Below are 25,388 nucleotides of genomic sequence, written 5' to 3'. Positions count from 1 at the left end.
CGGCGGCTCCGACCTGGGCCCGCGCCTGCTGTGGGACGCCCTGCGGCCGCTGGAGCCGACCATCGATCTGCGCTTCGTGGCCAATATCGATCCGCGCGAGATGGCCGAGGCCCTGGCCGGTCTCGAGCCTGAAACCACTCTGGTGGTGGTCGTCTCCAAGACCTTCACCACCCAGGAAACCCTGGCCAACGCGGACCTGGCCAAGGCCTGGCTGACCGCCGCCCTGCCCGCCAAGCGGCTGGCGCGCCACCTGGTCGGCGTCACCGCCGCGCCGGAGAAGGCCGAGGCCTGGGGCTGCGGCCGCACCTTCGGCTTCCGGGACTGGGTCGGCGGTCGTTACTCGCTGTGGTCGGCGGTCAGCCTGTCGGTGGCCGTGGCCCTGGGCTGGGACGTGTTCGAGCGCGTGCTGGACGGCGCCCGGGCCATGGACGAGCATTTCCTCGAGGCCGATCTGGAGAAAAACGCCCCGGTGCTGCTGGCGCTGGCGCAGATCTTCAACGTCGAGGGCCTGGATCGCCACGCCCGCACGGTCGCCCCCTATGCCCACGGCCTGCGCCGGCTGCCCGCCTTCCTGCAGCAGCTGGAGATGGAGTCGAACGGCAAGCGGGTGAAGCGCGACGGAACCCCGGTGGATACCCCCACCGGCCCCATCGTATTCGGCGAGCCCGGCACCAACGGCCAGCACGCCTTCTTCCAGCAGATCCATCAGGGCCCGCAGGTGGTCCCGGCCGAGTTCGTAGTCGTCGGCCACACCTCGGAGACCGCCATGGACGCGCGCGAGGGCGACGCCCCCCTGTGGTCCAACGCCCTGGCGCAGGCGCAGGCCCTGATGGTCGGCAAGACCGAGAAGGACGCCCGGGCCGAGCTGATCGCCGCGGGCGCGGATGAGGCCGAGGCGGACCGTCTGGCCCCGCACAAGACCTTCCCCGGCGACCGTCCGTCCTCGACCCTGCTGATGGACGCCCTGAGCCCCGAGGCCGTCGGCGCCCTGCTGGCCCTCTACGAGCACAAGACCTTCGTGGAAGGCGTGATCTGGGACATCAACAGCTTCGACCAGTGGGGCGTCGAGCTGGGCAAGGTCCTGGCCAGGGCCATCCTGAAGGACGTCGAGGCGGGCGAGCCGTCGGCCGGGCTGGACCCGTCGACGGCGGAGCTGATGAAGCGGCTGATGGTCTAGGCGGCCGGCGGCTGCCACAGCTCGATGGCGTTGCCTTCCGGGTCGTGGATGCGGGCGAAGCGGCCGATCTCGGGCGTGGCGTCCCATTCGGCCTTGGTGATGATCTCGATGCCCGCCGCCCGGAGCGACGTCAGCAGACCGTCCAGATCGTCCACGCGCAGGTTCAGCATGAAGGCCTTGTCGGCGGCGAAATAGTCGCTGTCGGCCTTGAAGGGCGCGAAGACCGTCGGACCGGCCTGCTGGTTCCACAGATAGACGCCCGGAGGCGCGCCGACGCCCAGATGCTCCAGATACCAGGCCGCGAGGGCCTCGGGATCCTTCGAGCGGAAGAAGAAGCCGCCGATGCCGGTGACCGCCATGTGTTGAGTCCTCCCTGTCGGCGGCACCCTGCGCCCGCGCACGCGCTGACGCCAGACAGGAAAAAGGCGGGCCGCCGTTTCCGGAGAACCCGCCTTCCTCGCCCACACATCCGGCCAGACTCACGCGGCCGGAAGGAAGTGCGCCTGCTTACCAGCGACGGTCGTAGCGGTAGTCGCGGTCGCGACGGTCGTCGCGGCGATCACGACGGTAGTCGCGGTAGTCCTGACGCTGCTCCCAGCGCGGGTCGCGGCTGTTGATGCCGTGCTCGCGTTCCCAGTGGCCCTGGTTCCGGTAGCAGCGACCGCCGCGGTAGTAGCCACAGTCGTCGCGATCATTGTTGCCGGCGGCCGCGCCGAGCGCCGCACCGGCCAGGGCGCCGCCGATGACGTAGGTCCCGTCACCGTTGCCGAGGGCCGCGCCGGCCAGGCCGCCGACGACGGCGCCGATCACGGCGTTGCGGCCCGTATCGTCACGGTCGCGGCTCTGGGCCTGGGCCGGGGCGGCGGCCAGAAGGGTCATGGCGCCGACCAGGGCCGGCGAGGCGATAGCGATCTTCGAAAGCGTCTTCATGGTCGGCTCCTTCAACGAAATCCAGCGGCGTCGCCGGGTGTTGGACCGTTTATGGAGGGGTCAGGCTGAACAGGCCGGGAGAGGGGCGTTCAGTTTCGGTTCACCTTGCATAAATCGCTGTAATGCGGGCTGATGGCGGGGAAGCGGGAGGCGGATGTGAAACGGCTGCTGGTGATGGTGCTGCTGGCGACGGGGGCGGGTCTGGGCCTGTCGCTGTCGCTCGCCGCGCCCGCCGCCGCCCAGGTCGCGCCGCAGGAGCCGCCGCCGCCACCTCCTCCCCCTCCTCCTCCTCCTCCTCCTCCCCCGCCGCCCGCGGATGTGCGCATCTCGGCCTCGACCGAGGTCGATCCCGTCCAGGCCATCCTGCGGCGGGAGACCGACCCCCAGGCCGCCGCCGACGCCCTGGTGGCGCTGGGCGTCGAACGCTACGGCGCGGGCGACGCGCCCGGCGCCGGAGCCGCGCTCAAGGCGGCGGTTGAGGTCGTCGAGACCCGACTGGGCCCCTCGGACCGGGCGGTCGTGCGCCCGCTGACGGTGCAGGCGCGGCTGAAGCTGGAGAGCGGGGACTATGCGGGCGCCCTGACGGACCTCGAACGGGCCCTGTCCCTGCTGGACGAGGCGAGCGCCGATCCCCTGGAGCGGGCGACACTGATCTACGACCGGGCCCGCGCCTTCGACGCCCTGGGCCGCAATGAGGAGGCCGAGGCCTCGGCCCGCGCCAGCCTGGCGCTGCGGCGGACCCATCTGGGCGAGGTTCACGAAAAGACCGCCGACAGCCTGAACCTGGTCGCCAACGCCCTGACCGCCCAGGGCCGTCACGCCGAGGCCGATCCCCTCTACCGGCAGGTGCTGGGGATGTACGAGGTGCTGTACGGGCCGGACGACTTCCATGTGGCGATCGTGCTGTCGAACCTGGGCAACTCGCTGCGCCGGACCGGGCGGGCGCATCAGGCCGAGCCGCTGTATGTGCGGGCGGTGGCCATCGCCGAGGGGGCCAACGATCCCGTCCTGCTGGCCCAATGCCTGACCAACTACGGCTGGTACCTGCATGTCACCGGGCAGGGCGACCGGGCCGAGGCGCCGTTCCGCCGCGCGCTGGAGCTGGCGCTGGAGATCGTCGGTCCGGACCACCCCTTCACCGGCAACGCCCGCGCCAACCTGGGCTACGCCCTGTCCGACCAGGGCCGCTGGACCGAGGCCGAGGCGCCGTTCCGCGAGGGGCTGGCGATCTATGAGGCCGGGGTCGGGGTCGACAGTCCTGACCTGCTGGAGACCCTGCATGGCTATGCGGCGGTGCTGGACCGGTTGGGCCGGGCGCCAGAGGCCGAGGGCGTCTACCGCCGCGCCCGCGCCATCGCCCACGACCGCCTGCCCCCCGCCCACGCCACGGCGCTGGCGGGAACCGAGCAGTATGCGGGCTTCCTGATCAACCGGGCGCGCGCGGACGAGGCCCTGGTGCTGGTGCGCGGCGGACTGGGCGATCTGCTGGGCCAGCAGGCGCGCGGCCGCGACTGGCGCACCCGGGTCCGCGGCGCCCGCCCCCTGTTCGCCCGCCAGGTCGAGGCCGCCTGGACCCAGGCCGCCGCGACGGACTGAAGCGGCCTTTCCTCTCCCGCCCTGCTTGACGCTGAGGGGCCCGCCCCCTACTTGCCGCTCGCGTTGGCACTCTCATGGGCCGGCTGCCAACCGGCGGCCCGGCGAGAGCGCCTCCCATCATTTCAGAACGCCCCGTTCCGGGGGTTTACAGGGAGAAGTCCGATGGCGTTCCGTCCGCTCGGCGATCGCGTGCTGGTCAAGCGCGTTGAAGAAGAATCCAAGACCAAGGGCGGGATCATCATCCCCGACACCGCCAAGGAAAAGCCGCAGGAAGGCGAAGTCATCTCCGTCGGCGCCGGCGTGCGTGACGACAAGGGCGTCGTCCAGGCCCTGGAACTGAAGGCCGGCGACCGCATCCTGTTCGGCAAATGGTCGGGCACCGAGATCAAGATCGACGGCGTCGATCTGCTGATCATGAAGGAATCGGACGTCCTGGGCGTGCTCTCGTAAGCACCCGGCGCTGATTTTTTCCAAACATATTCAGACAGATAGGAGCAGCCGGATGGCCGCCAAGATCGTACAGTTCAATACCGACGCGCGCGACAAGATGCTGCGCGGCGTCAACGTCCTCGCCAATGCGGTGAAGGTCACCCTCGGTCCGAAGGGCCGCAACGTCGTGATCCAGAAGTCCTTCGGCGCCCCGCGCTCGACCAAGGACGGCGTGTCGGTCGCCAAGGAAATCGAGCTGGAAGACGCCTTCGAGAACATGGGCGCCCAGATGATCCGCGAAGTCGCGTCGAAGACGAACGACAAGGCGGGTGACGGCACCACCACCGCGACCGTTCTGGCTCAGGCCATCGTTCAGGAAGGCCTGAAGGCCGTCGCCGCGGGCATGAACCCGATGGACCTGAAGCGCGGCATCGACAAGGCCGTCGGCGTCGTCCTGGAGGAGGTCAAGTCGATCTCCAAGCCGGTCTCGAACAACTCGGAAATCGCCCAGGTCGGCACCATCTCGGCCAACGGCGACGAAGAAATCGGCACCCTGATCGCCGAAGCCATGGCCAAGGTCGGCAACGAAGGCGTGATCACGGTTGAAGAAGCCAAAACGGCTGAAACCACCGTCGACGTCGTCGAGGGCATGCAGTTCGACCGCGGCTACCTGTCGCCCTACTTCATCACCAACGCGGACAAGATGGAGGCCCAGCTCGAGGAGCCGCTCATCCTGCTCCACGAGAAGAAGCTGTCGTCGCTGCAGACCATGCTCCCGATCCTGGAAGCCGTGGTCCAGTCGGGCCGTCCGCTGATCATCATCGCCGAGGACATCGAAGGCGAAGCCCTGGCCACCCTGGTGGTCAACAAGCTGCGTGGCGGCCTGCGCGTCGCCGCCGTCAAGGCTCCGGGCTTCGGCGACCGCCGCAAGGCCATGCTGGAAGACATCGCCATCCTGACGGGCGGCCAGGTCATCTCGGAAGACCTGGGCATCAAGCTGGAGAACGTGACCCTCGACATGCTGGGCCGCGCCAAGAAGGTCACCATCACCAAGGACGACACCACGATCGTGGAAGGCGTCGGTGAGAAGGAGGCCATCGAGGCCCGCATCGGCCAGATCAAGGCCCAGATCGAAGCCACCTCGTCGGACTACGACAAGGAGAAGCTGCAGGAACGTCTGGCCAAGCTGGCCGGCGGCGTCGCCGTCCTGCGCGTCGGCGGCTCGACCGAAGTCGAGGTCAAGGAGAAGAAGGACCGCGTCGACGACGCCCTGAACGCGACCCGCGCGGCCGCCGATGAAGGCATCGTCCCGGGCGGCGGCATCGCCCTGCTGAAGGCTTCGAAGAAGCTGGAAGGCGTGACCGGCTTCAACGCCGACCAGAACGCCGGCATCGCCATCATCCGTCGCGCCCTGCAGGCCCCGATCCGTCAGATCTCGGAAAACGCGGGCGTCGAAGGCTCGATCGTCGTCGGCAAGGTCCTGGAATCGAACGAAGCCACCTTCGGCTTCAACGCCCAGACCGAAGAATACGGCGACCTGGTCAAGATGGGCGTCATCGACCCCGCCAAGGTGGTCCGCACCGCCCTGCAGGACGCCGCCTCGGTGGCCGGCATCCTGATCACGACCGAAGCGGCCGTCGCCGACGCGCCGAAGAAGGCCTCGGCCGGCGCCCCCGACATGGGCGGCGGCATGGGCGGCATGGGCGGCATGGACTTCTAAGTCCGCATCGCTCCGCCGTTACGGGCTGAGAACGAAGAAGGCGCTCCGGGAAACCGGGGCGCCTTTTTCGTGCGTGAACCGCAGCAGCGTCCCCGCGTTCGACTCCGCATCTTTCGCGGAGGTTCTCATGGTCGCGCGGCCGACATGGCAAGGGCATCTGAAGCTGTCGCTGGTCACCTGTCCGGTGGCCATGTTCACGGCGACGTCGTCGACGGCGCACGTCAGCTTCCATCTGATCAATCCGGAGACGAACAACCGCATCCGCATGGTCCCGACCGATCCGGACGCCGGGCCGGTGGAGCGGTCCGATCTGGTGAAGGGCTATGAGGTGTCCAAGGACGAGTACGTCCTGATGGGCGAGGCTGACTTCGACAAGGTGAAGCTGGACTCGACAAAGACCATCGACATCCAGCAGTTCGTCGACGGCGCCGACATCGACCGCCGCTACTATGACAGCCCCTTCTACCTGGTCCCCGAGAAGGGCCCGGGGGGCGAGGCCTTCGCGGTGATCCGCGAGGCCATGAAGGAAAGCGGAAAGACGGCCATTGGGGCGGTGGTGATGCGGGGGCGCGAGCGGCAACTGGCGCTGGAGGTCTGCGGCAAGGGTCTGATCGCCTATTCGCTGCGGGCCCATGACGAGGTGCGGGCGGCGGACGACTTCTTCGACGACATCCCGGCCGTGAAGGCCGACCGCGAGATGGTCGAGATCGCCGAGAAGATCATCAGCCAGAAGGACTCGAAATTCGATCCGTCGAAATTCCGCGACCGTTATGACGAGGCGCTGAAGGCCCTGATCAGGACCAAGCAAAAGGGCGGCAAGGGACTGGTCGAGGCGCCCGAGCCGGAAGACACCAATGTGATTGACCTGATGGCGGCGCTGCGGCGCAGCCTGAAAGGATCGGCCGCCGGGACGAAGCCGGCGAAGAAGGCCACGCCAAAGACGAGCGCCGCGAAGAAGACTCCGACCAAGAAGGCGGCCGCCAAGAAGCCCGCGGCGAAGAAGAAGGCGGCCTAGAGCCCCAGCTGTTTCAGGGCGGGCTTCAAACTGGCCTCGGCCTTGCGGAAATCGGCCCATGGGTCGGGTTTCTTCAGCAGGCCCGCAGCCTCCGCGATGGTGAAGCCGCGCGGGTCCAGCCCCTTGCGAACCTGGCTCCAGCCCAGCGGCAGCGCGATGGTTGCGCCGGGTCGGGCGCGGGGCGACCATGGGGCGACGGCGGTCGCCATCCGTCCGTTGCGCAGATAGTCGATGAAGATCTTTCCGCCTCGCGCCTTCTTGGCGAGGGTGGTGGTGAAGCGGTCGGGATCGTCCGCGCGCACCGCCTCGGCGACAGCCCTGGCGAAGGCCTTGCATTGGTCCCAGTCCACCCGGCTGCGGGCGTCGGATTTGATCGGAACGACGACATGCAGGCCCTTGCCGCCGGTCGTCTTGACGAAGGGCGTCAGGCCCAGCCCCTCCAGCTTCACCTTCACCGTCTTCGCGGCGGCCAGCACATCGGCGAAGTCCAGCCCCTCGTCCGGATCGAGGTCGATGGTGACCTGATCTGGGGTTTCCGGATCGCCGGGACGGGCGCCCCACGGATGCAGCTCCAGCCCGCCGGACTGGGCCAGGGCGACCAGACCGCCGACATCGACGACGCCGACGTAGGGTTTGCGCTCCTTCACATCGATCAGCTTGAGCCGGGGATTGGAACCCGGCAGGGGGTGGCGCTGGAAGAAGCGCTGGCCGTCGATGCCGTCGGGGGCGCGGACGATGGACAGGGGACGGTCGGCCACATGCGGCAGGAGGCGGTCGGCGACCTGTTCGTAGTAGCGGGCGAGGTCGGCCTTGGTGACCGCGGGACGTCCGGCTGCGGCGGGCCACAGGACCTTGTCGGGACTGGACAGGGTGACGCCCGCAGCCACCGTTTTGCTTCTGCGGGTGGCGGCGGTTTTCGGCGGGGCCTTCACGGCGGGCGCCCGGGGACGATCCGTGACCTCGGCGGCGGCCTTGTCATCGCGCAGACCCTTGAAGGCGGCCTGACGCAGTGATCCGGACTCGGTATAACCGCCATGCTCCAGCTCGGCGACCAGCACCGGTCTGAGCCAATGGATGTCGCGTCCGCCGCGCGGAGCGCCCGGACCGGTAAAGGGACTGGCCTCGGCCGCCTCGCGCTTGAGCGCGGGCATCAGGGTCCTGAGCAGGGGCTGGGAATAGCCCGTGCCGACCCGGCCCAGATAGCGCAGCCCGCCCGTCTCGCGCACCCCGACTAGAAGGGAGCGGAAGCGGGTCCCGCCCCGGGACGACCAGCCGCCGATGACCACCTCGTCCCGGCCCCGGCATTTGGACTTCAGCCAGGTCGAGGAGCGGCCGGCCGAATAGGGGGCGTCCAGCTTCTTCGAGATCACGCCTTCGAGGTCCATCCGGCAGGCGCTTTCCAGAATGGCCGAGCCGGAGGTGGCGAAGTGATCGACGTAGCGGATTCGCCTGCCCGCCGACCCCGGGATCCGGTCGATGTGGGCCTGAAGCCGGGCCTTGCGATGGGACAAGGGCAGTTTGCGCAGGTCGTCCGCCCCCTCGGTCAGCAGGTCGAAGGCGAAGAAGACCAGCCCCCCGGTCTTACCGTCCGAGATGGCGCTCTGCAGGGCCGAGAAGTCCGGCATGTGGTCGTCATCCAGGGCGCAGAGTTCGCCGTCCACCACCCCGTCAGGCCAGTGCGCGGCGTCGGCCACGACCTCGGGAAACTTGTCGGACCAGTCATGCCCGCGCCGGGTGTAGAGGCGGGCCTTGCCGCCCCCGGTGGCGATCTGGACGCGATAGCCGTCGAACTTGATCTCATGGGCCCAACTCGCGCCCTGGGGCGGATGGTCGGCGACCTTGCACAGCTGGATCGGCAGGAAGGCCGGCGGCTTTTTCAGCGCCGCCTCACGCGCCCGGGGTTGAGGCGGTTTGGGCCCGACCTTCTTCACCGGCTTTGATGACGTCCACTGCTTACGTCCCGCCGCGATCTCGGCCAACGAGCGACCGGTCGTGACCGAGGCGTCGATCTCCATATTGGCGTCGCTCTCGCCGGGGACGGCGAAGGCGTCCTTCTCCTTGATCAGCAGCCAGTTGGACCGCTTCGACGGCTTGCCCCGATCCGACTTGAGCCGCACCAGCGCCCAGCCGCCTTGCAGCCGCTCGCCGTGCAGAAGCATTTTCACCGACCCCTTCCTGAAATCGGCCTCAAGGGTTTCGGGAGACTGCGGCTCCCATGTGCCGCGGTCCCACATCTGCACCGTTCCGGCGCCGTAGTGGCCGGACGGGATAGTCCCCTCGAAATCGCCGTAGTCCATCGGATGGTCCTCGACCTCGACCGCGAGACGCTTCACCGCCGGGTCGCGGGACGGGGCCTTGGTCACTGCCCAGGACTTGAGCACGCCGTCCGCCTCAATCCGGAAATCGTAGTGCAGGCGCGTCGCGGCATGCCGCTGGATCAGATAGGTCAGGCGGCTTTTCCGGGCCGGGCCCTTGCGCCCTCTCGGTTCGGAGGTCCCTCCAAAATCCCGTCTGGCTCTGTAGGTCTCCAGTTCTCCACGCACGATGATCCTCCCGAGAGGCCGGTAAACGCGCCGGAGCAGGAATGGCTCAGCTCCCGTCAGGGAACGCCGCCGCCCTTCCGGTCATTCCGTGCGGGTAACCGACGGAGTACCCCATGACCGACCCGAGAACGCCCCTGGCCGAAGATATCGAGCGCCTGCGGCAGGAGGAGGAGGCGATGAAGCGCCCGGACCGCGCGATCCCCCTGCCGAAGGCCGACGATGAGGACGACGGCGTGGGCCCGGTGACCGGCGCGGTTCCCTAGAGGTACTTCATCCACCACTGATTGCTGCGCCGCTTGACGCCGGCGAACCATCGGCAGGCGAACCAGCTGGGGATCGCCGCCGCGACGGCGATGGCCCAGACCCAGGCGACGTTCGGCACGCCGAAGCTGTCGCCGTGATTGGCGCCGAACGCGATCAGGCAGACCCTGTAGGCCAGATGCAGGCCGTAGAGGTGGATCAGGTAGAAGAACAGCGGCGCGCCGCCGTAGACCGACAACAGCCTGATCAGACGCGGCCAGAGAACCTCGAACGCGGCCAGCAGCAGGGCGCCCACGCCCAGGGTGAGCAGCAGGAAGTCGGCCGAGGGCGGGTATTTGGTCAGGTTGAGCACGCTCATCAGGGTCTGGAGCGGGTCCGGATAGACCGACCAGGGCAGCGGCTCGCCATAGACGTTGATCCCGCGCAGCACGGCGAACAGCCCCAGCATGCCGAGACCCAGGCCGATCAGGCGACGGCGACGCGGGGCGGCCTCGCCCCCTGACGAGAACCAGGGGCCGATCGCATAGCCGAGGGCGGCGACGCCGATCCAGGGCAGCAGCGGATAGGAGGTGCGGATGCGCTGGTCCCACGGCAGCTCGATGAAGCCCCGGTCGTGCAGGACCGCCCAGACGGCGTGTCCGGGCTCGCCCTGGGCGAAGGTGACCGGATCCAGCAGGTTGTGTCCCAGCACGATCACGACGCCGACCGCGATCAGCGCCGGGCGCGGCAGCCACACCAGGGCGGACAGGGCGATCATCGACAGGCCGATGGCCCAGATCACCTGAAGGAAGATCGTCGGCGGGGTGAGGTCGAAATTCCAGGCGAAGCTGACCACCGTCAGCTCCAGCGCCACAAGGAACAGGCCCCGCTTGAACAGGAAGCCCGACGCCGCGGCCGCGCCGCCGCTCTTCGCGCCGTACAGCCAGGCGCCGAGCCCGGTGAGGGCCACGAAGACGGGCGCGCAGAGGTGGGCCAGAAGCCGGGTGAAAAACAGGGCCGGCGAAGTCTCCGCCACGCTCATCGGATCGGAGACCTGGGCGTGGATGAAGAAGAACTCCCGCGCATGATCGACCAGCATCAGCAGGATCACGAGCCCGCGCAGGGCGTCGATGGAGGGGATGCGGGCGGAAAGGGAGGGACCGGGCGCGACGGTTGACAGCGACATGGCGGAGCGTCTAGCCGTTATGTAATAACATTACAAATGGAGTTTCCCCTTGTCCCTGCTGACGAGCTGCGCGGGTCTTTGCCTCCTGGCGGCCGCCTCGACCCCGCCTGACGCGCCGGTCACCGACCCGCAGCAGGCGACGCTGGACGAGATCGTGGTGCTGGGCCGCCGCGCGCCGCGCGACGCCACCCTGGGGGCGGGGGCGGCGACGGAGCGGATGTCGCAATCGAGCCGCTCGATCGAATCCGACCTGATCGAGGCGGTCGGCGCCACCCGGCTGGCGGACGCGCTGGAGCTGGTCAGCGGGATCAGCCAGCAGAACAACCGCGGCGGCGTGATGGACAATTTCGCCATCCGCGGCTTCCTGGGCACGCCGGACGGCGGCGCGGAATACTACGTCGACGGCTTCCTGGCCAACCGGGGCATGGCGCCGCCGCGCGATCCGGCGACGGCCGACCGCATCGAGATCCTGAAGGGACCGTCCGGCGCCCTGTTCGGCGACATCGATCCGGCCGGACGGGTGAACATAGTGTCGAAGACCCCGCGGTTCGAGGCCGCCGGATCGCTGACCGCCACCGTCGGCTCGTTCGGCCTGCGGCGCGGCGAACTGGACGTGACTGGCCCGATCACCGATACCCTGGCCGGACGGCTGGTGCTGGTGGGCGAGACCGGCGACGGCTGGCGCGACCCTGTGGGGCTGGACCGCAGCGTCATCGCCCCGTCCCTGACCTGGCGGCCGACGGCGAACGCGCGACTGACCTATGTCGGCGAAATCACCGCCTTCGACACCCTGTTCGACCGGGGCGTGCCCGCCCTGGGCGGCGACGCCCTGGCCCTGCCGCGCGACAACTACTACGGCGAGCCCGGCGACGGCGTGACCCGCTTCCGCAACGAACGGCACCAGCTGACCGGCGAGCTTTGGCTGAATGACGACTGGCGCCTGACCGGCGGCCTGGCCTGGCGGACCGGGACCCTGCAGGGCCTGTCCAGTGACCATTCGCGACTGGTCGGCGACAGCCTGTGGCGGCAGCGGCGCGGCCGGGACTTCTCGGTCGACGACCTGTCCGGCCGACTGGAGCTGACGGGCCGGGTCGAGGCGGGTCCGGGCCTGCACCGGCCGACGTTCGGGGTGAAAGCCTACCGGCTGGAGTACGGGGAGAAATGGCTGCGGATCAATCCGACCGCCGGTTCGCCCTATGCCGTCGATGTGCGCGATCCGGTCTACGGCCAGCCCCGGCCGACGCCCCTGCCGTTCACCGACAATCTGGAGCAGCGCGAGGTCGTCACCGTCTACGCCGAGGATCTCTGGGAAGTGACCGACCGCCTGAGCCTGAACGCCGGGGTCAGGTACGACGACTACAGTCAGACCATCCGCAACAACCGGACCGGCGCCGTCGGCGAGGCGGCGGACTCCCCGCTCGATTACCATGTGGGCGGCCGCTACCAGCTGACCGAGGCGCTCGCCTTGCATGCGGGGTTCGGCCGGTCATTCGTGCTGAACTCGGGCACGGGACGCGACGGACAGGGCTTCGCGCCCGAGACCGGCGAGGGCTGGGAGCTGGGGCTCAGCGGCGCCTGGGACGGCCTCGATCTGGCCGCGACCCTCTTCGATATCGAGAAAACCAACATCCTGACCAATGACCCGGTCGATCCCAACTATCTGGCGACGGTCGGACGGCTGACCACGCGCGGGATCGAACTGGACGGGTCGATGCGGCTGGGCGAGGCGTGGCAGGTCATCGCCAACTACGCCTGGACCGACGCCAGGGCCGACGACGCGGCCTTCGTCAGCGAGGCGGTGCTGAATGTGCCGGAGCATTCGGGCGCCCTGTACGCGGTCGGCCGGTTCCCGCTGGCCGGCGGACGCGAATGGTCGGTGACCGGCGGCGCGGCCTATATGGGTGAGCGGGCGGGGGCGATCGACGCCTCCGGCCTGCGCCTCCCCGCCTACTGGAAACTGAAGGCGGCGACCGAGCTGGACCTGACCGATCATCTGTCGCTGAGGGTCGAGGCCGACAACCTGCTGGATGAGGACTATGCCGCCAGTTCCTACAGCCCGCTGTGGATCAGCCGCGGCGCGCCCCGGTCCGTGCGGGTCTCGCTGAGGGCCCGCCTTTGACCTGACCGGCGTTCATCATCCCCCGCCACCGAAAGGCCGTTTCGGCGTTAACGATGGGCGTTGTCCATACGCCACGAAAGGCGCTTGAAGAATCAAGGCTCTGGACGACCACGACCTAACCGACTTAGCTGTTGCCGGGAGGGGGGTGCGAATGCCGGACAGGCTGACAAAGCGGCAGGAAGAATGCCTCCGGCTGTCGGCGACCATGACCGACAAGGAGATCGCGCGCGCGCTCGGCATCTCCGAGAACACGGTCGACAAGCACTTCCGCGAGATCCTCAGAAAGTTCGGGGTCAACACCCGCAAGGCGGCCCTCAGGGCCCTGGCGTCTGACGCGTCATACGCGACGGACGCCATTCCGCCGACCACCGTTTCGCCGCCAGAAACGGGCGTCGATGCGGACCGGTTCGCCGGTTCCCTCGCTTCGACCGCTCCGGCCGCGGGGGGGCTCTACGGGCTCTATGCAAGGCTGGGACGGTGGCGGACGCCCGGCACGCTGCGCGTCCGCACCATGGCCATCTTCGGATGGGCCCTGGCGGGGCTGCTGGCGCTGACCATCCTCACGGGGCTGGTCGGACTGGTGTTCGGGGGAACGGATCCTTTCGCGCCGACAGGTGGCAACCCCTGATCCCGAAGGACCCCATGAACATCGCCCGGAAACCCGACGAGTTCGCCAGCGCCGTGGCGCTGGACCTCCGTGAAACCGAACACATGATCGACGCGGCCGGAGCCCGTCTCGCAGACATGATCTCCCACGCCCTGTCGGGCCGCATGAGCGCGGGCCTGGCGGCGGGCGCCGGACACCGCGCCTTCAGCGCGGCGGCCAAGGCCCTGTACACCCTCACCGAGGCGCGCGGGGAACTGGTCGAGGCGCACAATCACGCCCTGCGCGACGCCCGTCGCATGGGCCTGAACCACACCCTGCTGATCCCCGGCGAGACCAAGCCCGGCGACGGCGAGGTGGAGGCGCCCAAGCCGACCGGCCGACTGGCGACGGCCTGAGGACCGGTTCCGGGTGGTCACGACCGCGATCATCGTCATCACGCTGGCCGGCGTCCTGGCCCTGTTTCTGTTCGGAAACTGGGAAGAGCGCGTGGTCGGCGGAATGGTGCTGGCCCTGCTGGTCCTCGTGCGCGTCATGGAGCCGTTCCAGATCGGCACCTGGCGCGCCGGGATCGCGGCGCTGGAAGTCGTCTTCCTGATCGCGATCCTGTGGCTGACCTGTGTCCGGGACCGCTGGTGGCTGACGGCCCTGACGGGCTTCCAGCTGATCTCGGTCCTCACCCACGTCGTCCCCCTGCTGGCCTCGGGCCGGCACTTCGTATGGACGGCCGTCACCATCCGCCTGGAGGTGTGGCTGCTCATCTGTATCACTTTCTTCGCCGGCGCCTGGGAAGCCTGGGCCGCGCGGCGTTTCGCCCGGGAGGGCGGTTTCCATGCCCAAGACAAACATCGATCACGCCTGGTCGATCTGGACGCAGTCCAGCGGCCCTGACGAAAGCGACGAGGTCCGTCGCTCGCGCGCCGAGGCCCAGATCCTCGATCAGAAGCCGGAAACGGCGGCGCACGCGGTCATGATGCTGGAGGTCCTGCAGGACAACCTGAAGGCCGGCAGCCGGACCGACGAGCGGGACCTGGGCGCCCTGATGCGGCTGACCGCCTTCATGCGCGGCCTGGCCGGGGATGGTGGCCTGCGGGCCTGATCCCCCGGGGCGGGTCTCAGGGCAGCAGGTCGGCCGGCAGGATCTGGCTCGACAACAGGGTCTCCATGCCCTGCCAGTGATCCGGTCCCTGCCGCTCGACCCAGGCCTGCACCACGTCGCGACCCAGGCCGTAGTTGATGATGTAGCTGCGGTAGGTGTCGATGAAGCGCAGGCGCTGGGTCGCCTTGGCGCGGTCCGACAGGGTGTACTTCATCAGCCGCTCGATGGTCTCGTCACGGCCCACCCGACCGGCCAGATAGTCGTCGGCGATGGTGTATTCGGCCCGGGCCAGCCGACGGGTGAGCGCGCCCAGCTGCGCCTTCTTCTCCGCCGTCGCCGGGTCCAGTCCCGCGAGCGGGAACAGCACCTCGCGCTCGAACCGGGTTCCCTCGTCACCGGGGAAGGCCAGATCGATGCCGTAGTTGGCGCTGCCCTCGGCGACGAAGGACATCGGGCTGAACAGCGGATAGACGCTCATCTCCACCCAGCCGCGCTCGCGAACGAAGGTCCGCTCCAGCAGGGCGTTGTAGACGTGGTGACCGGGGTAGCCCTCGTGGCAGCCCAGATCGATGGCCCGCTCGGTGTAGATGGGGAAGTCGGCGTTGATCTCGATCTTCGACTGCGAATTGCCCTGGTAATAATTATAGCCGGACCACGGCTTGTCGCCGACGAAGGCGAGCGTGAAATTCTCGTCGGCGGGCAGGCGGATGTGGCGGGCGGTGCGGGCGCGGCACTCGGCGATGGCGGCGTCCATCACCACCTGCAGCCGGTCCCTCGGAATGACGTAGTGGGAGCGGAACGCGTTGACCCGGTCGGTCAGGGAGCCGGCGCCGGGGATCAGGGCGTCGATCTCGGCCAGCACCGGATCGAAGCTGGTCAACGGACGCAGCTCGGGCCGGACGCCGAACAGGGCTTCGGCCTCATCGGCGAAGCTCATCGTCTCGCCGGACAGCATGCGCAGGCGCGCCGAGGCGGCCGAGACGTGGGCCAGAAGATAGGCCTTGCGCTGCCGCACCGCCGGACCGGCCCCGGCGACGGAGACCGCGTTCAGCCGCTCGGTCAGGCCGGCGGCGCCCTGGATCAGCTGGGGCACGGTGCGGGGGTTCGCCTTCGCCGCCGTCTGCCACTCTGCCGGGCCGTAGTAGGCGTCGACATAGCCGGGCTCCCGTTCGCCGATCTCCAGCGTCAGGGCGACATAGTCGCGGGCGATGGCGTCCAGGCTGTCGCCGCCCGGGCCGCTTCCGGCGGGCGGAGCGGCGGGACCGGAGGCGCAGGCGCCGACAAGGCACAGCAGGGCGAGAACAAGGGCGCGCATGGAAACCTCCGGATCGAACCGGGCCGCACGCTAGGCCCGGATCATCGCCTGGCCAAGCGCCGTCATGCTTTCGGGATTGAGGGCGGGCCGCCAGTGCTGTAGAGGCCTTCGTCCCGGCCTCGTCGCCGACAGACGCACCCGTAGCTCAGCTGGATAGAGCGTTGCCCTCCGAAGGCAAAGGTCACACGTTCGAATCGTGTCGGGTGCGCCATCTTATCTAGACGACCATCAGCCGTTTCCGGCTCCAGGCAAATTGCCCGAACACTTTGTGCGAGGCCGACCTAACGTCCGGCTATTCCGCAACCGGAACGCGCGAGGTAACCTCACCCTATGGACGTTGAGGAATGGAAGCGATTTTTGCAAAGCGGGCAACGTTCGGACCGCTACGTTGGCAGACTGTCCGCGTACCTCGACGGTTATATGAACGCCTCTTCGCGGGAGATCCGGATCGGGCATGACTACGCGCTGAAGGCTATCGAGAAGCACGGCTTGGAAGCGCAACACTTGCCGCTCATGGCAGAGGCGGTTCGGGATGGAGAAGCGTATTTCGACCGAGAACGCCACATCACCTTTCTGTACTTCGCTGGCAGCGCCGGAAGGTGGTTTCAGCTGACCGTGAAATGCTGCACTGAGCGTCGGAGGCTCTTCGTAGTCACCTTCCACGGTCTCGGCACAGATGACGTAAAGCGCAAGCGCCGAAGATATCAGCGCGTCTGGCCTGTCGATAAATAAAAAGGGGCGGTCGCCCGCCCCCAGTACGCGGTGGGGACTCCGAATTCCCCCACATTGCACCCGTCCACTTGCCTTAAAACGGACTGGCTACGGCCCGGAGATTCACCGTGTCGCGCGCTCGCGTATTAATGCACGAATTGCTCAACAGGTCCAGAAGACCACCGATACTTGCTCCAGAGACCGAGTACGATAAAGGCCGAACGACCCGCGGGTCGCCTGCTTTGACACGCGCACGGGTTGCCGGTCATGGTTCGGAAAACCATCGGTGAATCCCATGACCCTGCTCAAGTCCCTCGCCGTCGCCGGTCTCGCCGCCACCCTGTCCGCGGGCGCCGCCCGGGCGGAGGACTGGCGCCTGCTGCGGGAGGAGACAGCCTTCACCGTCGGACTGGACGTGGACAGCCCGGCCGGCCCGCCGACACGGCGGACGGCGACCACCGTCATGGTCGCGAAGGAGGCCGATGCGCCGTTCGGGTGGTTGAAGATCAATCTGTTCGTGAACTGCGAGGCCCGCACGGTGACGGCGATCAGCGCCTTCGCCTACGGCCGGGACGGCGCCCTGATGCAAGGCAGCGACATCCCCGAGGAAGCGACCCCGATCAGCGAGCAAGACGGCACGGAAGGCCTGCGGCAGGCCCTTTGCGACGGCCGGCCGCCGGTCGGTGAACGCTATCCGTCGATCGACGCCTTCCGCGCCTCCATCCCCGGATCCTGACGGCGACGCGGGGGCGGGCCCGCCGCTGCGACCAACTGAACCTTGATCAGTTGCCGAAAAGGGCGTCACTCTGCGTCCAGACCAGACCGCGCAAAGCGGCGGACCAGGAAAACGCCCATGACCGACCAAGCCGCCGCCCGCGCGTGGCCCGCGCTGACCCTTGCCCAGGCCACGGCCGCCCTGACCGCGCCGGGATCGATCTTCGAGGTCGTCGAGACGATCATCGAGGGGCGTCCGACGAAGATCTGGAAGAACGCGCCACCGACGCTGCTGCACACCTTCATGGCGGGTCGTCAGTGGGGCGCGCGTCCGTTCATCGTCTATGGCGACGAGCGGGTGTCGTTCGAGGCCTTCTCGCGGGCGACGCTGGCGCTGGCGGCGGACCTGAAGGCGCGCGGTGTGAAGAAGGGCGACCGGGTCGCCGTGGCCATGCGCAATGTGCCCGAATGGCCGGTCAGCTTCTTCGCCGCGGGCCTGCTGGGCGCCGTGGTGACCCCGCTGAACGCCTGGTGGTCCGGTGAGGAGTTGGCCTACGGGCTGAAGGATTCCGGCAGTTCGGTCGCCATCGTCGACGGCGAGCGGCTGGAACGGATCGCGCCGCACCTGCCGGAACTGGACGGCCTGACCGACGTGCTGGTCTGCCGCGGGACAGAAGCCTCGGGCGACCCGAGGGTCCGGATGCTGGAGCGGGTGATCGGGACCTCGGACACCTGGGCCGACCTGCCGCCGGGGGAGATGCCCGGCGTGCCGCTGGACCCCGAGGATCCGGCGGCCATCTTCTACACCTCCGGCACCACCGGCTTCCCCAAGGGGGCGCTGGGCACCCATCGCAACGCCGGCTGCGGCGCGGTGGCGGGGCTGTACTCCTACGTCCGCGCCTTCGTGCGCCGGGGCGAGGCGCCGCCGACGCCGGACCCCAGCGTGGTCAAGGTCGGGCTGGTTTCGATCCCCTTCTTCCACACCACGGGCTGCAACGCCCTGCTGCTGCCGGCGCTGGTGACGGGTCAGACGCTGGTGTGCCAGCGGCGGTTCGACGCCGCCGAGGCCCTGATGCTGATCGAGCGGGAGAAGATCAACCTGATCGGCGGCGTGCCGACGGTAGCGATCCAGTTGTTGCAACACCCGGACCGCGACAAGTACGACCTGTCCTCGCTGGAGACCGTGACCTACGGCGGGGCCGCGGCGCCGACGGACCTCGTGCGCCAGATCGACGACCGGACCACCGCCCGGCCCGGCTCGGGCTGGGGCATGACCGAGACCTCGGCCACCCACACCCACCATTTCGGCGAGGACTATGTGAGCCGCCCCGACAGCTGCGGCCCGGCCATGCCGGTCAGCGCGATCAAGGTGGTGGGGCCGGACGGCGCCGAGCTGCCGACGGGGGAGGTGGGCGAGCTGATGGCCTATGGGCCGAACATCGTGAAGGGTTACTGGAACAAGCCGGAGGCGACCGCCGAGACCTTCATCGACGGCTGGGTGCGCACCGGCGATCTGGCGCGGATCGACGAGGAGGGCTTCTGCTTCATCGTCGACCGGGCGAAGGACATCATCATCCGGGGCGGGGAGAACATCTACTGCCAGGAGGTGGAGGCGATCCTGTTCGAGCATCCGGCGGTGGCCGAGGCGGCGCTGATCGCCAAGCCGCATCCGGTGCTGGGCGAGGTGCCGATCGCGGTCGTGTCGCTGGCCCCGGGTCAGGCGGTCGAGGCGGATGCGCTGAAGGCCCTGACGGCGGCGCGGCTGGCGGCGTTCAAGACGCCCGTCGAAGTGCACGTCCTGCCCGAACCCCTGCCCCGCAATGCGGCCGGCAAGGTGGTGAAGGGCGAGCTGAAGGCCCGGTTCGCCTGACGCGACGCCGAGGCAGGGCTTGGGGCGGCCTAGGCAGTCGGGGTGAAGGCGGCCAGCACGCTGCGCAGCCCCTGCAGCAGGACGTCCGATTCCGCGCCGGACTTGCAGCCGCCGGCCAGGATCAGGCGCAGGGCCTTCACGTGGACCTCGACCGCCGGCCAGCTCCAGACGCCGGCCGATTGCATGCGTTCGCCGAGATCGCACAGGCTGTAGCCCGCGGTGTAGAGCGGGCCGGTGTCGAAGAAGCCGGCCATGTCCACCAGCGCCGAGGCCAGGGCATAGACCCGCGCCTGACCCTCGACCGTGCGGGTGGCGCAAAGTCCTTCCAGCTGTCCGACCAGCCGACCCAGGTCGCCCATGATGTCGGCCTTGTGGCTCTCCAGACCGGCCTCGGCCAGGCGCTTGGCGTCGGCGATCGTGCGACCGCCGGGGATCGCCAGCTGTCGGGCCAGCGGGCTCTTGATCTTCAGGGTGCGGGCTTCACTCACAGGGACACCCTTCGCGGTTTCATCAGCATGTCGATGTCGGCCTGGTCCATATTGGCCTCGGCGGGCTCGCCGACGTGGGTGGACAGGTCTCCGGCGCGGCGGCCGGACTGGCCCAGCGGGGGGCCGAAATTGCGCACGCGGCGGTCGGGGCCGACGTAGCTGTCGCACTCGACGAACTCCCGTTCGTCATTGCCCAGCCACAGGATGCGCCGCAGCAGGACGCTCGGCGTCAGCGGCTTGGCGACCACGAAGCTGGCCCCGCAGTCGCGGCTCTTCTGGATGTTGGACTGGGCCGCATGGCCGGTCAGCATGATCACCGGCGTGTAGCGCGCCGGGGCCGGCATCTCGCGCCGCAGCCAGCGGGTGAAGTCATAGCCGTCCATCTCGGGCATCGAGCAGTCGACGAGGATCAGGTCGATGGCCTTGCGCTTGATGATCTCGGCCGCCTCGACCGCGCTTTCGCACTTGATCTGCTCCCGCACGCCGAAGCCGTGAAAGATCGAGCTGAGCATATCCAGCGACTTGGGATTGTCGTCGATCAGAAGCACCGTCGAGTGCTCGAGGTTGACGCGGGCGTTGGGGCTGTTGGCCGAGGCGGACATGGCGTCAGTCGAACAACATCAGGTCGCCCGCGTCGTCGGACGTGCGGGCGGGCTCCCGCCCCTGAAGACGTCCGGCCACATCGGCCAGCAGAACGGTGGACACGGCGTCGGCGGAGGTCTGGCCGGACGACAGGCCATGCAGGACGCCGGCGACCGCGTCGAGGCGCTGGATCAGGCTGTCCAGGGCCTGGGCGTCGGTCAGGGCTTCGGCCCGGTCTTCCACCGGAAGGCGGCGCACCAGATCGGAGACGAGCGCGGACATGCGGTCCACGCCCGAGCGGACGTCACCGATCTCGGCGGCCAGGGCGGCCAGAAGAGAGGGCGCGTCCGCCGACATCAGAACAGCTCCAGCTCGCCGCCGGCGACCACCGGCGGAGGCGTGATGACCGGACGCGCCGGCGGGGTGGCCGCATCGGTGACGCCCCGCTGCAGGGCGCGGCCGCTGACCGGCCAGTAATGAAGGCGACGGCCGCCCGCGCCGCGCAGGCTGCCGCCCACGACGCGGATGCCTTCATCGCGCAGGAAGCGTTCGGCGAAGTCGGCGTTCTGCAGGCCCACGTCGCGCAAGCTGTCGAACATGCGGCCGCCGCCGAACAGCTTGGCCTCCAGCCGCTCGCGACGGGCGCCGGCCTTGATCAGCTCGTTGATCAGCAGTTCCATCGCATAGGCGCCGTAGCGGCGACCCGCGTCCGTGCCCGCGCCCGCACCGTCCGGGAGCAGGAAGTGGTTCATGCCGCCGACGCCGGCCAGCGGATCGGTCAGGCAGGCGGCCACGCAGGAGCCCAGCACCGTGGTCAGCATGACCGCCGGATCGGACGTCACATGGTGCTCGCCCTGGCCGACGTGGACCCGGATTTCGCCCCGCTCGGGAGCCCCCCCGCTCACGTCAGGGGTCCGAAGACGGCTTCCAGCTTCTCTTTCAGCTGGGCCACGGTGAAGGGCTTCACCAGATAGTTGTTCACGCCGAACTGCACCGCGCGCTGGACCAGTTCGCGGTCGGCGCGGCCGGTCAGCATGATGAAGGCGGTCGTCTGGATCGGGGGGTGGGCCCGGATGGCGCGCAGCAGGCCCAGACCGTCCAGGTTCGGCATGTTGAAGTCCGAGATCACCAGATGCGCCGGCCGGGTGATCACCTCGCGCAGCGCGATCTCGCCGTCCGAAGCCTCGCGGATCTCGCGGACGCCGAGCTGCTGCAGGCTGTTGCGCACGAGCGACCGCATGGTCTGCTGGTCATCGACGACAAGGACGTGGAGGGCGGCGGCGGCGGGCATTCGGTATCCTTCAGGCAGCAGTCGATGCGGACCGCGGTGAAGCGGAGCAAAGGTCGAGAATGGCGGGACGGAGGCGCTGGAGCGGAAGCTGACGCTCGACGGCGCCGATCTCGTGGGCGGCGCGCGGCATGCCGTAGACGATCGAGGACCCCTCGTCCTGACCCAGGGTGTGGGCGCCCTTCTGGCGCATCTCCAGCAGCCCCTTGGCGCCGTCCCGGCCCATGCCGGTCAGGATCACGCCGGTCATCGGACGGTTCAGGCGGGCGACCGAGTTGAACAGCACGTCCACCGACGGGCGGTGGCCGTTGACGGTGTCGCTGCGGACCAGCCGGCAGCGCGGGCTGGCGCCGGAGACTTCCAGATGGGCCTCCCCGCCGGGCGCGATGTAGATGTGGCCGGGCTTCACCGGCGCGCCGTCCTCGGCCTCGGTCACGGTCGGGGCGCAGACCTTGTCCAGCCGGGCCGCGAAGCTCTTCGTGAAGGTCGCGGGCATGTGCTGGGTGATCACCGTCGCCGGACAGTCGGCCGGGAACCCTTGCAGGATGGTCAGCAGGGCCTCCACGCCGCCGGTCGAGGCGCCGATGGCGAGGACATGGTTCGGATCGGGCCGGTAATCGCCGGGCGGCGGCGGCGCCGCGGCAGGGCCGTCGCCGCGCGGACGCACGCGGGCGCGGGCGGCGGCCTTCACCTTGGTCGCCAGCTCGGCGAAGGCTACGGCGGCGGGCGTGCCGTCCATGGGCTTCCCGATCGCGTCGACCGCGCCCATTTCGAGCGCCGCGACGGTCGTTTCCGCGCCCTTCTGGGTCAGGGTCGAGACCATGACCACCGGCATCGGCCGCAGGCGCATGATCTTCTCGAGGAACTCCAGCCCGTTCATGTTGGGCATCTCGACGTCGAGGGTGATGACGTCGGGGTTCAGGCGCTTGATCGCCTCGCGGGCTTCCAGCGGATCGGCGGCCGAACCGACGACCTCTATCTCGGGATCGCGGCGCAGGGCGGCGGTCAGCAGGCCCCGCATGGTCGGGCTGTCGTCGACGACCAGGACGGTGACGGGGGCGCTCATCCCGCATGCCCCAGCTGGTAGGTGGTCAGGCCGCTGGTCTGCAGGCGGCCGGCGGCGGCGCCCGAGACCCGCTCGGAGTGGCCGATGTACAGGGTCGCGCCCGGGTTCATCAGCGGGGTGAAGCGGTTCCACACCCGCTCCTGGGTCGCGTCGTCGAAATAGATCACGACGTTGCGGCAGAAGATGACGTCGAACTTGCCCTTCATCGGCCAGTCGCCGATCAGGTTCAGCTCGCGGAAGGCGACCAGCCGGCGCAGCTGCGGACCGGCGCTCCACTGGCCGCGGTCGGCGCGGTTGAAATACTTGCGCCACAGGGTGGCCGGAGCCGGCTCCAGCGCCTCTTCGGAATAGACGCCCTCGTGGCCCTGGGCGACCATGTTGGGGTCGATGTCCGTCGCCAGGATGCGCACATCCAGATCCGCCGCCTCGGGCAGGGTCTGAAGCACGGTCAGCGCCATCGAATAGGGCTCCTGCCCGTTCGAGCAGGCGGCCGACCACAGGCGGACCCGGCCGCCGGCGCGGGCGCGTTCGGCCAGCTTGGGCATCACCCGGTCGCGCAGATGATCGAAATGATGCGGCTCGCGGTAGAAGCGGGTGACGTTGGTCGTCAGGGCCGCCGTCATCAACTGGCGCTCGTCGACGCCTTCGACGCCGTCGATCAGTTCGCAATACTCACGGAAGCTGCGCAGGCCCAGGGCGCGCAGGCGCTTGGCCAGGCGCGAATAGACCAGCGCGGCCTTGCCCTCGCCCAGCGCGATGCCGGCGTAGGAATGCAGGACGTGGGCGATGTGGCGGAAGTCGTCGGACGTGAGGGCGAACTCGCCCTCGACCATCGACTGCGCCCCGGCGGCGGAGGTCATGCGGCTTCGGCTTCCGCTTCCGGCAGGATCATGTCCAGTTCGATCAGGCTGATCATGCGGCCCTCGAGGGCGAAGATGCCCTTCACGAAGGTGCGCACCTCGTCGCTGGCGACGTCCGGCGTCGCCTGGACGGCGCCGTCGGTGAGCTGGATGATGTCCGAAACGGCGTCGACCAGCAGGCCCACGGTGCGGCCGCCGATGTGCGCGACCATGATGACGTGGCGGGCCGTCGGCTCGGAGGTGCGCAGGCCGAACCGGGCGCCGAGATCGACGATCGGCAGGACGGCCCCGCGCAGGTTGATGACCCCCTTCATGTAGCCGGGCGAACGCGGCAGCGGGGTCGCCGGGGTCCAGCCCCGGATTTCACGCACCGACATGATGTCGACGCAGAACTCCTGCTCGCCGATACGGAAGGCGATCAGTTCACGGACAGCGGCGTTGTTTTGCACTTCGGTCATGGATCAGCTCGCGAGCTTGAGTTCGGCGCCGGGGGTCCGGCGACGGGCATTGGCGACGATGGCGTCGACGTCGAGGATGAGGGCGACGCGGCCGTCGCCGAGGATGGTGGCGGCGGCGACGCCGGGCACCTGCTGGTAGTTGGTCTCGAGGCTCTTGATGACGACCTGGCGCTGCCCCTGGATGGCGTCGACCATCAGGGCGGCGCGGGCGCCGGACTCGGTCTCGACGACGAGGGCGACGCCATGGCCCGAGACCACCGGCGCGTCGCGGAAGCCCATCACCTGGGCCACGTCGATCAGGGGCACGAAGTTTTCGCGGAAGCGGATCACCGCGTCACGGCCGCCGACGTAGTGCACGTCCTCTGCCCGGGGGGTTAGGCTCTCGACGATGTTCGACAGCGGGGCGACCAAGGTCTGTTCGGCGGCGCCGACGACCATGCCGTCCAGCACCGCGAGGGTCAGCGGCAGGCTGAGGGTGAAGGTCGAACCCTTGCCCGGAACCGAGCTGATCGAGATGCGGCCGCCCAGGGCCTGGATGGAGCGCTTGACCACATCCATGCCGACGCCCCGGCCCGAGACGTCGGTGATGGTCTCGGCGGTCGAGAAGCCCGGCAGGAAGATCAGGTTGTCGATCTCGTCGTCGGTCAGGACGGCGTCCTCGGCGATCAGGCCGCGCGCGACGGCGATGCCCTTGACCCGTTCGCGGTTGATGCCGCGGCCGTCGTCCGAAATCTCGATGACGATGCGACCCGAGCGATGCAGGGCGGCCAGATGGACCGTGCCTTCGGCGGACTTGCCGGCGGCCTCGCGATCGGCGGGCTTCTCCAGCCCGTGGTCGATGGCGTTGCGCAGCATGTGGGTGATCGGCTCGGCCAGCCGTTCGACCACGGTCTTGTCGACCTCGGTGTCCTCGCCCGAGGTGACCAGACGCACCTTCTTGCCGGTCATGTCGCCGACTTCGCGGACCAGGCGCGGCATGCGCTGGAAGACCGACTTCACGGGCTGGGCCCGGATGGCCATGACGCTGTCCTGGATCTCTCGCGTCAGCAGCTCGAGGTCCTCAAGGCCCATCATCACCGCCGACGACCGGGCGGCCATGCCGCTTTCGGCGACGCGCTGGGCCAGCATAGCCTGCTGGATGACCAGCTCGCCGACGGCATTGATCAGGCGGTCGACCCGTTCCAGATCGACCCGAATGGTGGCCGGAGCCGCGGGGGCGGTTGATGCCTTTGCCGTCGTCCGCGATCTCGATGACGATGCGGCCCGAGCGGTGCAGGGCGGCCAGACGGACCGTGCCCTCGGCGGGCTTGCCGGCGGCCTCGCGCTCCTCGGCGCTTTCCAGCCCGTGGTCGATGGCGTTGCGCAGCATGTGGGTGAT

Annotated in this window: 28 protein-coding genes and 1 tRNA gene; 14 read left to right on the top strand and 15 right to left on the bottom strand. The window is 69.0% G+C overall.

All coding sequences use genetic code 11. From position 1 onward, the window contains the following. The coding region (gene pgi, locus VGE03_RS12120) for a glucose-6-phosphate isomerase (protein ID WP_331046729.1) at positions 1–1,177 on the top strand (1,177 nt) is incomplete at its 5' end. On the opposite strand, the gene VGE03_RS12115 is transcribed toward pgi, so the two are convergent. Both VGE03_RS12115 and VGE03_RS12110 read right to left on the bottom strand, forming a co-directional pair. After that, on the bottom strand, positions 1,174–1,536 hold the full coding sequence (locus VGE03_RS12115) for a VOC family protein (protein ID WP_331046728.1): 363 nt from the start codon (positions 1,534–1,536) through the stop codon (positions 1,174–1,176). The genes pgi and VGE03_RS12115 overlap by 4 nt on opposite strands. A gap of 148 nt (positions 1,537–1,684) precedes the next feature. Continuing rightward, positions 1,685–2,107: a glycine zipper 2TM domain-containing protein gene (locus VGE03_RS12110; protein WP_331046727.1), complete on the bottom strand. Its 423-nt coding sequence runs from the start codon at positions 2,105–2,107 to the stop codon at positions 1,685–1,687. 156 nt (positions 2,108–2,263) lie between these two features. Here VGE03_RS12110 and VGE03_RS12105 point away from each other — a divergent pair, with 156 nt between their 5' ends. From VGE03_RS12105 to VGE03_RS12090, 4 genes are all read left to right on the top strand, one after another. Then, entirely contained in the window at positions 2,264–3,703 is a 1,440-nt protein-coding gene (locus VGE03_RS12105; protein WP_331046726.1) for a tetratricopeptide repeat protein, read from the top strand. A gap of 162 nt (positions 3,704–3,865) precedes the next feature. Continuing rightward, positions 3,866–4,153, top strand: a complete 288-nt coding sequence (locus VGE03_RS12100; protein WP_331046725.1) for a co-chaperone GroES — start codon at positions 3,866–3,868, stop codon at positions 4,151–4,153. Positions 4,154–4,205: 52 nt separating this feature from the next. Next, positions 4,206–5,852, top strand: coding sequence for a chaperonin GroEL (gene groL, locus VGE03_RS12095; protein ID WP_331046724.1), 1,647 nt, complete (start codon positions 4,206–4,208; stop codon positions 5,850–5,852). Positions 5,853–5,979: 127 nt separating this feature from the next. Beyond that, positions 5,980–6,867 (top strand): Ku protein, encoded by an 888-nt coding sequence (locus VGE03_RS12090; RefSeq protein WP_331046723.1) that lies wholly within the window; start codon positions 5,980–5,982, stop codon positions 6,865–6,867. Here the strand turns inward: VGE03_RS12090 and ligD are convergent. After that, the gene (gene ligD / locus VGE03_RS12085; RefSeq protein WP_331046722.1) at positions 6,864–9,410 is read right to left on the bottom strand and encodes a DNA ligase D; all 2,547 of its coding nucleotides are present in this window, start codon (positions 9,408–9,410) and stop codon (positions 6,864–6,866) included. The genes VGE03_RS12090 and ligD overlap by 4 nt on opposite strands. A 113-nt stretch (positions 9,411–9,523) precedes the next feature. Between ligD and VGE03_RS12080 the strand changes: the two genes are divergently transcribed. Beyond that, positions 9,524–9,673 (top strand): hypothetical protein, encoded by a 150-nt coding sequence (locus VGE03_RS12080; protein WP_331046721.1) that lies wholly within the window; start codon positions 9,524–9,526, stop codon positions 9,671–9,673. Here the strand turns inward: VGE03_RS12080 and VGE03_RS12075 are convergent. Then, on the bottom strand, positions 9,670–10,836 hold the full coding sequence (locus VGE03_RS12075) for a DUF1624 domain-containing protein (protein ID WP_331046720.1): 1,167 nt from the start codon (positions 10,834–10,836) through the stop codon (positions 9,670–9,672). The genes VGE03_RS12080 and VGE03_RS12075 overlap by 4 nt on opposite strands. Before the next feature lie 49 nt (positions 10,837–10,885). Between VGE03_RS12075 and VGE03_RS12070 the strand changes: the two genes are divergently transcribed. From VGE03_RS12070 to VGE03_RS12050, 5 genes are all read left to right on the top strand, one after another. Continuing rightward, positions 10,886–12,955, top strand: coding sequence for a TonB-dependent siderophore receptor (locus VGE03_RS12070; protein ID WP_331046719.1), 2,070 nt, complete (start codon positions 10,886–10,888; stop codon positions 12,953–12,955). 151 nt (positions 12,956–13,106) lie between these two features. Further along, positions 13,107–13,583: a helix-turn-helix transcriptional regulator gene (locus VGE03_RS12065; RefSeq protein WP_331046718.1), complete on the top strand. Its 477-nt coding sequence runs from the start codon at positions 13,107–13,109 to the stop codon at positions 13,581–13,583. Positions 13,584–13,597: 14 nt separating this feature from the next. Further along, positions 13,598–13,957, top strand: a complete 360-nt coding sequence (locus tag VGE03_RS12060; RefSeq protein ID WP_331046717.1) for a hypothetical protein — start codon at positions 13,598–13,600, stop codon at positions 13,955–13,957. A gap of 13 nt (positions 13,958–13,970) precedes the next feature. Beyond that, positions 13,971–14,450 (top strand): hypothetical protein, encoded by a 480-nt coding sequence (locus tag VGE03_RS12055; protein WP_331046716.1) that lies wholly within the window; start codon positions 13,971–13,973, stop codon positions 14,448–14,450. Further along, complete coding sequence (locus tag VGE03_RS12050; protein ID WP_331046715.1) at positions 14,392–14,658, top strand: hypothetical protein; 267 nt, start codon at positions 14,392–14,394, stop codon at positions 14,656–14,658. Before VGE03_RS12055 ends, VGE03_RS12050 begins: the two co-directional genes overlap by 59 nt. Before the next feature lie 16 nt (positions 14,659–14,674). Here the strand turns inward: VGE03_RS12050 and VGE03_RS12045 are convergent, their stop codons facing one another. After that, the gene (locus tag VGE03_RS12045; RefSeq protein ID WP_331046714.1) at positions 14,675–15,973 is read right to left on the bottom strand and encodes a hypothetical protein; all 1,299 of its coding nucleotides are present in this window, start codon (positions 15,971–15,973) and stop codon (positions 14,675–14,677) included. A 134-nt stretch (positions 15,974–16,107) separates the two neighbouring features. On the opposite strand from VGE03_RS12045, the gene VGE03_RS12040 reads away from it, so the two are divergent. From VGE03_RS12040 to VGE03_RS12030, 3 genes are all read left to right on the top strand, one after another. Then, positions 16,108–16,184: transfer RNA gene (locus tag VGE03_RS12040), tRNA-Arg, on the top strand. A 795-nt stretch (positions 16,185–16,979) separates the two neighbouring features. After that, positions 16,980–17,420, top strand: a complete 441-nt coding sequence (locus VGE03_RS12035) for a hypothetical protein (RefSeq protein ID WP_331046713.1) — start codon at positions 16,980–16,982, stop codon at positions 17,418–17,420. Positions 17,421–17,537: 117 nt separating this feature from the next. Continuing rightward, the gene (locus tag VGE03_RS12030; protein ID WP_331046712.1) at positions 17,538–19,268 is read left to right on the top strand and encodes a class I adenylate-forming enzyme family protein; all 1,731 of its coding nucleotides are present in this window, start codon (positions 17,538–17,540) and stop codon (positions 19,266–19,268) included. A 29-nt stretch (positions 19,269–19,297) separates the two neighbouring features. Here the strand turns inward: VGE03_RS12030 and VGE03_RS12025 are convergent, their stop codons facing one another. The 10 genes from VGE03_RS12025 to VGE03_RS16565 form a co-directional block, all read right to left on the bottom strand. Continuing rightward, entirely contained in the window at positions 19,298–19,756 is a 459-nt protein-coding gene (locus VGE03_RS12025; RefSeq protein WP_331046711.1) for a chemotaxis protein CheE, read from the bottom strand. Next, on the bottom strand, positions 19,753–20,358 hold the full coding sequence (locus VGE03_RS12020; RefSeq protein ID WP_331046710.1) for a response regulator: 606 nt from the start codon (positions 20,356–20,358) through the stop codon (positions 19,753–19,755). The genes VGE03_RS12025 and VGE03_RS12020 overlap by 4 nt, the downstream gene beginning before the upstream one ends. Before the next feature lie 4 nt (positions 20,359–20,362). Next, positions 20,363–20,695: a hypothetical protein gene (locus VGE03_RS12015; protein ID WP_331046709.1), complete on the bottom strand. Its 333-nt coding sequence runs from the start codon at positions 20,693–20,695 to the stop codon at positions 20,363–20,365. Beyond that, complete coding sequence (locus tag VGE03_RS12010; RefSeq protein WP_331046708.1) at positions 20,695–21,243, bottom strand: chemotaxis protein CheD; 549 nt, start codon at positions 21,241–21,243, stop codon at positions 20,695–20,697. The genes VGE03_RS12015 and VGE03_RS12010 overlap by 1 nt, the downstream gene beginning before the upstream one ends. After that, entirely contained in the window at positions 21,240–21,629 is a 390-nt protein-coding gene (locus VGE03_RS12005; protein ID WP_331046707.1) for a response regulator, read from the bottom strand. Before VGE03_RS12005 ends, VGE03_RS12010 begins: the two co-directional genes overlap by 4 nt. A 10-nt stretch (positions 21,630–21,639) precedes the next feature. Beyond that, positions 21,640–22,692 carry a chemotaxis response regulator protein-glutamate methylesterase gene (locus VGE03_RS12000; protein WP_331046706.1) on the bottom strand — a complete coding sequence of 351 codons (1,053 nt, stop codon included), beginning with the start codon at positions 22,690–22,692 and terminating at the stop codon, positions 21,640–21,642. Beyond that, a complete protein-coding gene (locus tag VGE03_RS11995; protein WP_331046705.1) occupies positions 22,689–23,552 on the bottom strand; it encodes a protein-glutamate O-methyltransferase in 864 nt (287 codons plus the stop codon). Before VGE03_RS11995 ends, VGE03_RS12000 begins: the two co-directional genes overlap by 4 nt. Beyond that, positions 23,549–24,010, bottom strand: coding sequence for a chemotaxis protein CheW (locus tag VGE03_RS11990; protein ID WP_331046704.1), 462 nt, complete (start codon positions 24,008–24,010; stop codon positions 23,549–23,551). Before VGE03_RS11990 ends, VGE03_RS11995 begins: the two co-directional genes overlap by 4 nt. A gap of 3 nt (positions 24,011–24,013) precedes the next feature. After that, positions 24,014–25,156, bottom strand: a complete 1,143-nt coding sequence (locus VGE03_RS11985) for a chemotaxis protein CheA (RefSeq protein WP_414644945.1) — start codon at positions 25,154–25,156, stop codon at positions 24,014–24,016. Beyond that, positions 25,071–25,388, bottom strand: a 318-nt coding sequence (locus VGE03_RS16565; RefSeq protein ID WP_414644944.1) for an ATP-binding protein, incomplete at its 5' end; no start/stop codon positions are given. The genes VGE03_RS11985 and VGE03_RS16565, both read right to left, overlap by 86 nt.

It is taken from the genome of Brevundimonas sp., assembly GCF_036400995.1.
Classification (GTDB): domain Bacteria; phylum Pseudomonadota; class Alphaproteobacteria; order Caulobacterales; family Caulobacteraceae; genus Brevundimonas.
Note: the sequence above shows the minus strand (reverse complement) of the source record. Positions and strands in the feature narration are given on the sequence as shown.